This is a genomic window from Paenibacillus sp. G2S3 (assembly GCF_030123105.1).
GTDB lineage: Bacteria > Bacillota > Bacilli > Paenibacillales > Paenibacillaceae > Paenibacillus_AQ.
In genome coordinates this window covers 2,467,327-2,479,385 of sequence record NZ_CP126095.1, presented here as the reverse complement: position 1 = coordinate 2,479,385, position 12,059 = coordinate 2,467,327, and the positions used below count along the sequence as shown (strand labels likewise).

The following is a 12,059-nucleotide window of genomic DNA, read 5'->3' as shown; positions in this document are numbered from 1 at the left end:
CTCTTAGTTTCTTTTATCCAACCCATGGATGACTCATTCTCTTATTACCTCAGCATTTGCTTATATTCAGTAGGAGAGCAACCCTCAAATTTTTTGAACAAATTCGTAAAATACGCAGGATTAATATAGCCCACCAGTTCCGCCGCTTCCTGAATCTGTAAATCACCTACGGCAAGAATCTCCTTGGCCTTATTAATACGCAGCTCCGTTAGAAAACGCATGATCGTAGACCCGGTTTTCTGGTGAAATACCGTGCTAAGATAATTCGGTGATACCTGAAAATGTCCAGCAATCCTTGTGGTTCCGATTTCATCCCTGTAGTTGGACTTCATGTACTGGATAACCTTATATACAATATCCTGAGGCGGTTCATCCTTGTTCATCCGTTGAAGCAAGCTATTCCCGTGCGTCTTCAAGAGTATGATATTCTTTGCAAAAGAAGCCGCAGGCTCTAGCTGCACACATAGTGTCGTATTCAGGTAATCATACAGTGCTTCCCTGATGCCGTTGCCCTCCAAGACATGCCGTCGTACCGTAGTATACTGTTTCATCTCAAACAACTCATCCATATATCGGGTATATTTCTTTTCTTTGTACATCTGGACCAGATGCGCCATTCTGCTGCACAGCTCATAATGTTCTCCGTTGAAATGTCGGAAGGAACTCGCATTCCATATCTTCCCCAATCCCTTCAGCATACGGTAAATCCCGCGATCAACGATTTCGTCCACCTGCTCGCCGATTTCATCAAGTGCTAGCTGTGCCTGTGAGGAAACCACTGTCAGCCTAATTTCTGAAGATATATCGGAATCATCCATCATTTGCTGCAGCTCTTGAAAGAAACCGTCCAGCAATTCCTTGTCATGGTTTCCATGACGCGAGGCCCCAACCACAGCAATATGACCACCTGGAAGGATCATCCAGGTTAGAAGTAGTCCTTGATTCGCGAACTCTTCGATAATCTGATTGATATAGGTATAAACTTGCTTAAGCGGTATGGAAGTTGCCCTCTCATCGAGAAGATAGCTGTCGACGAACACGACTGCTAATTGAACTTGCATGCTTGCCTGTTCCTTCACCCTAGCTTCAGCACTTTCAAGACCGTAATTACGATTCCATATAGTATTCGCGAACAGTCTTTGCTTGCTGGCTAGGCGCTCCTGCACCGCAGTCTGTGCCATCAAAAGCGCCTCCCGCAGTTCACCCAGACTCAAAGGCTTGAGCAGATAATTTTTGACCCCAAGCTGGATCCCTTCTTGAGCAAACGCAAACTCCGAATAGCCCGACAGAATGAACCACTCCGTATCAGCAGAGCCTGCCTTTGCTCGACGAATGGCTTCAATTCCGTTCATACCAGGCATCTTGATATCCACAAAGGCAATATCAGGACGTTTCTCTAATACAATATCTAGCAGTTCAATCCCACTGCCTGCGACACCAACGATTTCCCAGTCACCCTTGATTTCACGAATCATACTGAGGAGTGTTTGCTGGGCCAGAAATTCATCATCCGCGATCACTATCTTCATCTAAACACGTCCTTCATCGGAATTTTAATATGAATGCTTGTACCGTCCCCAACGCTGCTAACTAGCTCAAACTCCCCATTTGGAAAAGCAAGCAACAGGCGATCCTTAACATTAGTCAAACCTACACTTTTGTCAGTGTTATCTATGTTAAAGCCTATGCCATTGTCAACTACCGTGATGGAGAGAAATGAGTCCTCATGGATTTGAGCATTGACCTTCATTTCTCTTGGATAATTTAGAGGTTCAATCCCGTGAATAATGCTATTCTCGACCAGTGGCTGCAGTAGTAGCTTTGGAATCTGGATATCCATACACGCTGTATCAAAAGTAATATGATATTGAAGACGGTCATGAAAGCGGAGTTTCTGTAACTGACAGTACCAGGCAAGAAAATCACATTCCTCCTTGATACTCGTCCAGTCCCGCTGTCCAAGAATATATCTAAGCATTTTGCTGAGGTGAATAATCGATTCTTCCAGCTTTTCCCGCTCACCAATCCGGTTAAGTCCAATAAATCCATTCAGAATATTGTATAGAAAATGGGGCTGGATCTGGGCTTGAAGTGAGCGATACTCCGCTTGCTGCTGGTTGAATTTCGCCTGGTATTCTCTCACAATAAGATCCTCGACCTGATGGATCATCCGGTTAAAAGCTAATCCGATCTGGGCCACCTCATCCTTGCCCCTGACCTGCAGGCGTGTCTGTAACCTACCAAGCTCCACCTTTTTCATCGTAGAGATAATCTCTTGGAAGGGACGAATAATCCATTTAGATAAAAGAAAAAATACAATAACTGTCAAGAATAAGCCGCAGATCGCGAACAAGACGCCAATAACATAGATCCACCTAAGCTGATTGATGATTTCGGAATTCGGCAAAAAAAAACCAGCTTCCATTGAGATGTTCCAATGTCCCGTTGTATTACTTGATATGTATCCTTGTCATCGCTTACACTGTCTGAGGATTTGTCTACACTTTCTAGCATAGAAGGCGTCAATTCTGCGTTGGAATAGACCACGCGATGTTCGTCATCAAGCACTGCAATCGTGGAATTGACATTGAAGCGAAAATCCTGGATCAGTTTCTTGAGCACCTGAGTATCAGCATCGGCAATAATAACGGCAAGCTGCATCTCCGTATCGGGATCTCTAATTATTCTGGCAACGGAAAAAACATCCGTAAGCAGCGGTTGCTTCAAATAATCCTGCTTGTGGCTACCAATAAATACGGCAGAACCATTCGCCTCAAGCGCTTTACGGTACCATTTGGTAGCTGTAAAAGGGTAATTGTCTACCGGTGTGGTCAAATCTGTTGATTTGGCATAAATAGAGCCGTCGGGTGTGACCAATGTTGTCCCTGAAATATCCTCGCGCGACATGCGAATAAAATTGTGAAACTTTTCATTCAGTGCATTATCCATCCTCAGCTTTTCTATCGGCGTGAGCTGGATTTCATCGTTTTGCTTGGCCTTATATTTTAGTGCCTTCATAATGTCACTGTCGAAATACGGTGTTAAGGTCAACCGTTCCAATTCATTGAGATACGTCTCTATATTTTTCGTGAAGGAGGCGGACATGCTCTCAGCGTATTGTGTATTCTGCTTGATCATTAATTTTTGAAAATAATTTGGAAAAAAGAATACAATGATTACGATTGGAATGACAATCGTCCAGAAGTAAAGCATCACCAGCTTGAAACGAAAAGAACCCGGTCTCATCTCTATTTGTCCCCCTTCGCTTGGCTGTTAGTTGGACAGCCGCTCCTCTTCCTGTTTCATAACTTGCTCAAATTTCACTGGAGTAATTTCACCTGCCAGCAGCTCTATGCCTAGTCGCCGCACCACTTCCCACATCCCGTTAGGCAAATAAATACGATCAAAATACGGAATTACAGGGACATCCTTATACTGTTTATAAAATGGCATAAATTCATGCTGAGGTGTGATCCCCTTTAAGCCCGGTGGAATTTTGACGACATCTGCAATTTTTTTCATATTGTCCGGCTGAGCAAAAAAATTGACTAACAGCTTTGCCTCCTTTAGATGACTGGAATTTTCCCAGATACCAAGCGTGTTGCGCTCCCCTCCCGAAAAAGTAGGAACCGCTCGCTCATTCATAGAGGGAACTGGCATTATGCCGATTTTGGTACCGGTATTAATCTCATATGCATCGTCTGCAAAGGAGGGTGAAGCAAAGGAAAAAGCCACTTTATCCTCCGCAAACAATTTCGGTAGCTCACTGTATTTCACCGTTAAAACATCTTTATTGATATAACCCTTATCGAACATTTCCTTCCATATTACAGCAATGCTTTCCCACTGTTTCCAGTCATCTCCCGAATTCTTCAGTTGTGTATTTACTTCAGCTCCCGAATTCTCCAAAAATCCGTTTGCGAAATAATCAAAATATTGTCCAATGGTCCAAGAATCGACCCCAGAGAAAAAAAATGGAACAACCTGCCCATGGCTTTCCTTCACGATGATATCTGCCGCAGCCATTAATTCATCATAAGTTTTCGGAACCCGAATATGGTATTTTTCCAGAACATTAATGTTATATGAAAAACCATCTCTTGCCTCGCTGACTGGCAGCACATACACCTTCCCTTGTTCATCGGTCACTGCCGACTTTATCGTATCTGTCAGCTGCTTCGCCCACGGTTCATCACTAAGGTCCTCAAGATATTTGCCATAACGTATCTTGGCCCAGCCATGTGTATCAAAGATATCCGGTAGTTCATTGGTGGACAGCTTAACCTTTAGAATCTCCTCATACTGAAAACCAGGAAATTGCAGTTCTACCCGAATCTCCGGGTTCTTTGCTTCAAAAGCACGGGAGATCGCATAGTACACGTTCTGCACCCTAACATCCGTAACGTACATGTAGACGGACAGCTTCACTTGCCTGGAATCCTCTTTTTTGGAACCACCACCGATTCTTACTTCATTTAACTTATTGGCGGTTGCCTTAAAATTTGGAGCAGAGCAGGCCTGGAGCACAAGAGCTAAGATTTGCAGCAAACCCAATGCCGTAATCCAGTATCTTCTCATTTTCACGTTGCCTCCACATGTATTAGAAATTTTCTTCATACAGAGTAACATAGAGTAATGTTTACGCTTACAAAAAAATACGTTTAATCATCGTTAAATTTTTAATCTTTCAATTTATTGTGGTTTATATTACCATTTCAATCATCCTATTGTATTTCCAAGTCAATGTACATCCATTTTTCTCATGTGTTATTCTTGAATTCTACTGTAATAAGATAAAGGGGCCGTTGCAATATACAGAGAAGGGGTGTCCCTAAAGCCGTGAAATGGCTGGTTGGAACACCCCTTAGTTTGGGAGTAGGATAACATCAGGACAAAGAAACAACCTTTTTCGAATCCTGCGATTCGAAAGCAGCCAGAATGACCTCGAGCGACTTCAGTCCTTCTTCGCCGGAAATGCTCGGTGGTGTATTCGTTACAATACTTTCCACAAAAGCGTCCATGATGCCGCTAGGCACTTGCTTCTCGTTCGTCGCCATCGCGCCGACCTGATACTTCTCAACGGAGCCGTCACGAAGCTCGACTATAACTTGATCAACCGGATGCGTACCGATATGCATAACACCATTCTCGCACCACAATACCGTGCTGTTGTCGCCGCCTTTATAATACGTCCAGCTGGCAACTAACGTGCCGACCGTTCCGCTCTTCATACGCAATATGCAGGTCGCGTTATCATCTACATCGGTTCCTTCTTTGTGCAGCGTGTTCACGAAAGCAGCGACTTCAGCCACTTCATCGCCAAGAAGCCAACGGATCAAATCAGCTTTGTGAACGCCAAGGTCGCCCATCGCACCCATGATGGCTTCCTCCTTGCGGAAGAACCAGCTGTCGCGGCCATCAATACTCCAGCGTTCAGGTCCCGGATGACCAAAGGACGTACGGAAGGAAATGACTTTACCCATTTTACCTGTTTGCAAAATTTCTTTGGCCTTTTGATGAGGCGGCATCAGACGTTGGTTCTGCCCCGCCATCAAGAACACACCGTTCTTTCTTGCTGCTTCAATCATAGCTAAAGCATCCGGAGTGTTCGTTGCCATCGGCTTTTCCACAAGTACATGAGCGCCTGCATTCGCTACTGCAATCGCACATGGAGCGTGCAGCACGTTCGGCGTACATACGCTGACGGCATCGGGCTTCTCCGCCTTTAGCATTTCTTCATAGCTTGTATAGGCCCTACCTCCGTACTGTTGTGCATAGACTTCGGCTCTCTCAAGAACCAGATCGCAAAAGGCTACGAGTTCAACGTTTGGATTCGCCGCGTATTCCGGAATATGTCTCTTTTTAGAAATTGTTCCACAACCTATTACTGCTACCTTAATTTTGCTCATGTCTGTTTCGACTCCTTTTGTGATGGTATTTAAATTAAAATTGGGATAAATAATTTTGTTTCAGCCAGTTGTAGCTGGCAGTAACACTTTCAAGAGGCGGGTTCGCACAACGATCCTGCTCTACGATAATCCATTCAACACCCGCGTCCGAGCCGGCGCCAATTACAGAGTGCAGATCGATCTCGCCTTCACCTAACTCAACCGTATTGATATCTCCATCCACGACACCTTTGAAATCTTTCACATGAAGCAGCGGCAAGCGGCCTGCATATTTCGCAATGTATTGCAGTGTGTTCAGACCTGCGAATTGAACCCAGCCTGCATCCAGCTCCACTTGCAGCGCCTCTGGAGTAACGGATGCATATATGGCATCGAATGCGTACTGATCGTTTACTTTCATCTCAAATTCGAACGCATGGTTATGGTAAGCAAATTGAAGCCCTTTCTCCTTCACCTGTTGGCCTGTTTCCGCAAAAAAAGCGAACAAACTTTGCCATGCTTCAGGTGTTTGGCGATCCACAGCAGCAATATGCGGGCAAATGAGATAAGGAGCGTCAATAGCACACAAATATTCAATTTCTTTATTCAAATCAGCCTTCATTTTGGTAATACTTACATGAGCGCCAATTGCTTTTAAGTTCAATTCTTGCAGCAGTTCCTTCAGCGCTTCCGCAGACAAACCACCGTAACCTGCAAATTCTACCCCTTCATAGCCGAGCTCAGCTACACGGCGAAGTGTACCAGTAAAATCTTTAGCCAATTCCCCGCGTACAGTATGCATCTGCAAACCAATACCCATTCTTCTCATCGCTTTTATCCCTCCAAGAAAATGTTCTTCACTCAGCTACCTTACAAACACCATGATAAGCTAGCTCATGATAATATTTTTGCATATCACAGCTCAGTCTCCATTTAATGTCGGAAATCAAAGCATAAGCATGCTTGGCTTGTAATTCATCAAAAAGACGTAGCTGAGCCACTTCCTCTTCACATCTTCTCATGCTATCCACAAGAAGTTTATGCCTGTTCTCCAGCTTCGTTAGCATGAGTACCCGGTACCTAAAGAACATTTCAGTATGCACTTTAAACACTTTAACAACCTGTATTTGATAGTCCATACATCTTCTCAAAGCAATATAGTCCTCTTCAATGAGCTCTTGTTTACACTGTTCTAGGATGTCACTCATTCTTAAAACATTCTGAACAGCCTGTTCTTTTTCATCTATAATGAGCGATAAATTATTCTCACTAGGCTCTAAAATCCACTTTCTTTCCATACCCGCCGTATTATAAACGTGATCTACATATTCCAGCTGCCACTCGTATCTTTCAATCGAGCCTATAAAAGAGGAATGGAAATTATTCACGATGCATTCATTGGCATAGTGCGCTTGTTCCGCCACTTTTTCCGACAATTGAAAGAACTCCAACATTTGATCGGAGAAGCTACGTCTCTTACACATACGCCATACATCGACTAGTGAGATATTCATGTCCCACAGGGATTTGAAATAGATATCATATTTAATAGACTGTAATCCTTTTAGAACCTCATAATCTCCGATAAAAGTGGTGTTAGGACCCAGGGCATATCCGCGTATCCTGCACATGAAACCGCTTACACCCTTATCATAGTAATACCTCATGCGATCTGGTATAAACGCAAGCGCACAGGTAATCCATCCGGCCCAATCCCCTCTGTACTCGCCTCCAAGATCAAACTCGACCCATTCCCTGCCCGGTGACAGCCTGCCTGGAAGTGTCGCGGGAGAATGATAACGGTAGTAATCCTCCACCTGCATTTTACTACGTGAGTCACAACGCTCTGGTAATTTGCCTAATATATCTTCATATAATTTTTCAGAGTCTGGATGATGGGTAAAGCTAGAACAAATAACACGTCCATCACTTCTTCCTACCTCGTCCATCGCCTCAAGAGCATAATCATACATCATAAGGAAAAGCTCACCAATCGACCTTGTATCTGATTCAGGACGGTAGCACTGGTATATTTCCATAGCCTCCCCTGTCCATAGCTCAATTCCAGAAAGAGCAGGAAAGTCCTCCATGACCTCTTTGATTTTAGCTTTATAAAACAACCAAGTATCCTCATAATCTAACCGCAGTACGTGTAATCCCGTTTCCGGATTTTGATAAAACATCTCGGGGCATTTTTGTAAAAGATCTTCAGGGATATTAAACTCTGTGCAGGATAAGTAAAAATCCATCCCCCATTTTTTTGCTTCATTAATAATAGTACGAAGGCACTCCTTCGCGAGCTTAATCTTTCCTTCTTTATCCACTCGTTGAAGTACGGGGAAATACCTAAAATCAAGAAATGGATACCAGCTCAAATTAATCCAACTATCGATCCACATGAGATGATTGACTCTTTTTCTTGCTAAAAGCTTGATCAACTTGAGGTTCTCATCCAAACTGTCCGCTCTTGTCATGGACGGGCCCCAATGTCGCTCGACACCTCTCTTTTTCACATCCGGTGTACTCGTCATATTTAATTGGGGCAACCGCACGTCTTGATCCAGGATATAGGTCTGATCGAGAATTTCGCATATGCCATAGAGGATCGCCTTTTCACTTGTACCTGAGAGATTGATATAGTAATATTCATCTGCTATTTCAGTAGAAATAACAAAGGTCTGATCATCCTTACCTTCTATACCTTTAGGCTCAAGTATGCGAATACGATTTCCTTCCATTGGTTCGGAATGTAGCTGAAGGTCGCTAATCTGATACTCATCCTTCCATTCCCCTAGCAACAATGCAACAGCATTGTTCGTAATGATGCCACTGTTGTAGCACACCTCAATACCAAGCTTACTTTCCCCGTTGTTCTTCACATATAAATCCATGAATTGAATTGTCCTCCCTTTACTAACTTAACAAGACTCAAGTTAATAGATGCACTTTACCTGTTGGTTCGATAATAGGCAGGATGAGAGTGACTTTCGTTCCCTTACCTGCTTCACTAACGACATCCAGACCATACTGTGCTCCAAATCGTAGCTTGATCCGCTTATTAATATTGCTAAGCCCAATACTTTTTTTATCCGTACCTAATTGCTCCATATTTTCATCATCTCGAATCCCTTTACGTAATTCGGATAACTGATTCTCCGTCATTCCTACTCCATCATCCTCGACATCGATCTGCATATAGCCATCTTCAGAAATAAAACCCTTAATGGACAGACGTCCAACCCCTGTTTTCATCTCCAAGCCATGGTACATCGCGTTTTCCACAATCGGTTGAAGAATCATTTTCAAAGATTTCATTTCTAGAAAAGACTCTTCCATTTCAATGACAATCTCAAATTTACCCTTGTACCGGATGTCCATTATTAACAGATAATCTTTAATGCTGCTCATTTCGTCCTTAATACTTACTAAATCCTGACCTTTAATGCTATATCGAAAGATGCGCGACATCGCGGATGATATGCTAACGACTTCACTCACATCATAAGCCAAACCAATGCTACTCAAGCAGTTCAACGTATTATAAAGGAAGTGAGGATTAATCTGGTGTTGCAGTGCAGATAGTTCCGCTTGTTTTTTGGATAATTCAGCTTCATACAGAGACGTTTGATTCTCAACGATATTTCGAGTCATTTCTTCTACATTGTCTAGCATTTGATTGATATGGGTAGCAATAATACCCACTTCATTAGTGGATGGCATTTTTAACCTATAATTTAAATCCCGATCACCCACTCTGGATAGAAATCTCACGATCAGCATAAGGGGACGCGTTGTATTGTACATAAATGCACTTCCTATGATGGTCAGCAAGATACTCATGATGACACCTAACCAGATTCCCATGGTGACAATAGGCTTCATATCACTCGTAAGCTCTGCGATAGGAAGAACACTGATGATTTTCCAATCCGTACTTTCAATTTTCTTATATTGGACAAGGGATTTTTTGCCCTCATACACAATTTCATCTTTGGCTGTACTGCTTGTTCCTTCTTGCCAAAAAATATTATCGTAGTACTCTCCAGCTTTTAACCCTTTATTACTTGCAATTACTCGATTGTCAGAATCAAGGATCAGAAAGAGTGAATTCTTCGTTAATTCCGTTGTATTCACTAATTTTTCTAGTTCTCTCGTATCTAAAAGAAAAATGCAGTTTCCGATTTTGGAGTTATCAAAAGAAGAAAAGATAGGTGAAATATAGGAATAATAATAGAACGCATCACTGCGGTCTCTCACAATCGAAGAAAATACAGGCTTTCTAAAATCCTCGCTTTTGAAATTATATATTTTTTCTAATGTTTTCAAGATATCATTGTTATAATGTAGTGCGTCTGAGATTTGCATATCGTTATTACTCAAGAGAAGAATGCTATAAATATTTTGATTGGATGATCTTGTATGCGTAAACATTTCGGAGACATAGTCGTTTAATTCTATTTTCCGAAGAATATTCTTCGACACCATCAGTTCCTGCACGTACTTACTATAACTAATCGTAACGGAATCTCTCTCCACATTGTTCGCAATTGTATTTACATTTAGCGCTACCTGCTCCATGAGATTACCTGCATACTTAGCCGCACGTTCCCGAGTAAGCGAATTAAAGAAAATATTGTACATACTCTGCATCAGGATCATCATAATCAGTGCAATCAGAATCAACAGGGATATTTGGTGTTTCAGCTTCAGATTCCTAATTAAGCGCATTCATATCTCCACTCGTTTTACGATATTTGGAAGGTGTACACCCTATATTCCGTTTAAATACCTTATTAAAATAGAAATAATCACTATAACCAACATTCTTACACACGTCTGCAATAGACAGGTTACTGTTCTGGAGCAATTCAACAGCCTTTTTCATCCGCAAATCCGTCATATACTGGGAAAACGTCATATTGGTAACCTTTTTAAACAGCTCACAGCAATAACTCACATTAATAAAATACTTTGTGGACAAATCCTTCAAATATAATTCTTCATGAAAATGCTTATTGGTATAATCGAGCAGTTCTTTAAATTTTTTATTTGCATCTCCAAGCTGATCTCGTTCCGGGTAGGATAATTGTTCAAAAACATATTCACCTAGCATTTCCAGATTCATGAACTTTTCTTTCATTTCACTGTAATCCAAAAACTCAAAGTCTGTTATTCTACTACTGCTTTCGTTATCCTTTGATGTGTGCATGACTAGTTCATTCCATAAAAACACGGCATCTTCAATGCCTAATTGGTTTATAGTAAAAAAATCCGCTATCTCCGATGTAAAGTCTTTCACGTTTTTGTATTGAACTCTTTCGAGTGCCTCTATAAGTTCTTCTACAAATTGTTTGATCAGATTTTTTTTGCCCTTAATGTATTGTGAGATCCGCCGCGAAGTATCAATAAAACAATCATCACTCGCGATATCAGAAGTTTTTAAAAGCATAGGTATATGATCTTCTTTATCGCTAGATAAACTAATCCCTGCTCGATCCACGATACTTTCTTTGGCGGCAAGACTGCGATAAATGAACTCACTTTGATCTGTTTCACTATTAATAATAAACACACATTTTTTTGGACCTAATTTCAAGGTTGTGAGTTGTACCCTACTTTCTAATTCTAATAAACCCTCATCATCATATTCACCGCTTTTAAAATACACCGTTACGACCTGATATCTCTTGTAAAATTTATGACGCAAACGAGAGTTCAAAAGCTGCTGAATATCTTTGAAATCTTCACGCAAGGAAATATAAAAGCTTAAATCATTGGTGCTGCGTTTGTTCTCTAGCTTTTTATAGAGTTTATCTAGCATTTCCTGTGCCTTTTCCATATCCAAAGGCTTTAATTGATAGTCCATCGCACCTTCTTGCAGTGCTTGCTGCACGTAAGAGAACTCTGCAAACCCGCTGATTACAACAAAATCAACGTCTTTTTCCTGTGCTCTAGTCCTTTGCATCAATTCAATTCCCGTCATTTCAGGCATTCGAATATCCGCAAAAACGACATCGGGGTATTCTTCACAAATCACCTCTAAAGCTTTAAGTGGCTCCGTTGTTTCGCAAATAATTTTAAATTTGTTGCCGTTGCGCTCTATTAATTTTCGTATGCCAATCAAAGCCCAAGGTTCATCGTCCACGATGACTACACGATACATACAGGTTT

At 41.8% G+C, this 12,059-nt stretch carries 9 protein-coding genes; all 9 read right to left on the bottom strand.

Annotation, left to right across the window (positions count from 1 at the left end; all coding sequences use genetic code 11):
• Positions 1-44: 44 nt before the first annotated feature.
• The gene (locus tag QNH28_RS10650; RefSeq protein WP_283911327.1) at positions 45-1,529 is read right to left on the bottom strand and encodes a response regulator transcription factor; all 1,485 of its coding nucleotides are present in this window, start codon (positions 1,527-1,529) and stop codon (positions 45-47) included.
• Entirely contained in the window at positions 1,526-2,329 is an 804-nt protein-coding gene (locus QNH28_RS10645) for a sensor histidine kinase (RefSeq protein ID WP_283911326.1), read from the bottom strand. Before QNH28_RS10645 ends, QNH28_RS10650 begins: the two co-directional genes overlap by 4 nt.
• Complete coding sequence (locus QNH28_RS10640) at positions 2,326-3,246, bottom strand: cache domain-containing protein (protein ID WP_283911325.1); 921 nt, start codon at positions 3,244-3,246, stop codon at positions 2,326-2,328. Before QNH28_RS10640 ends, QNH28_RS10645 begins: the two co-directional genes overlap by 4 nt.
• A 27-nt stretch (positions 3,247-3,273) precedes the next feature.
• Entirely contained in the window at positions 3,274-4,578 is a 1,305-nt protein-coding gene (locus QNH28_RS10635; RefSeq protein ID WP_283911324.1) for an ABC transporter substrate-binding protein, read from the bottom strand.
• Between the two features lie 308 nt (positions 4,579-4,886).
• Entirely contained in the window at positions 4,887-5,909 is a 1,023-nt protein-coding gene (locus QNH28_RS10630; RefSeq protein WP_283911323.1) for a Gfo/Idh/MocA family protein, read from the bottom strand.
• A gap of 34 nt (positions 5,910-5,943) precedes the next feature.
• A complete protein-coding gene (locus tag QNH28_RS10625) occupies positions 5,944-6,717 on the bottom strand; it encodes a sugar phosphate isomerase/epimerase family protein (RefSeq protein ID WP_283911322.1) in 774 nt (257 codons plus the stop codon).
• Between the two features lie 28 nt (positions 6,718-6,745).
• Positions 6,746-8,779, bottom strand: coding sequence for a hypothetical protein (locus QNH28_RS10620; protein WP_283911321.1), 2,034 nt, complete (start codon positions 8,777-8,779; stop codon positions 6,746-6,748).
• A gap of 37 nt (positions 8,780-8,816) precedes the next feature.
• A complete protein-coding gene (locus QNH28_RS10615) occupies positions 8,817-10,616 on the bottom strand; it encodes a sensor histidine kinase (RefSeq protein WP_283911320.1) in 1,800 nt (599 codons plus the stop codon).
• The gene (locus QNH28_RS10610; RefSeq protein ID WP_283911319.1) at positions 10,603-12,051 is read right to left on the bottom strand and encodes a response regulator transcription factor; all 1,449 of its coding nucleotides are present in this window, start codon (positions 12,049-12,051) and stop codon (positions 10,603-10,605) included. Before QNH28_RS10610 ends, QNH28_RS10615 begins: the two co-directional genes overlap by 14 nt.
• Positions 12,052-12,059 lie beyond the last annotated feature (8 nt).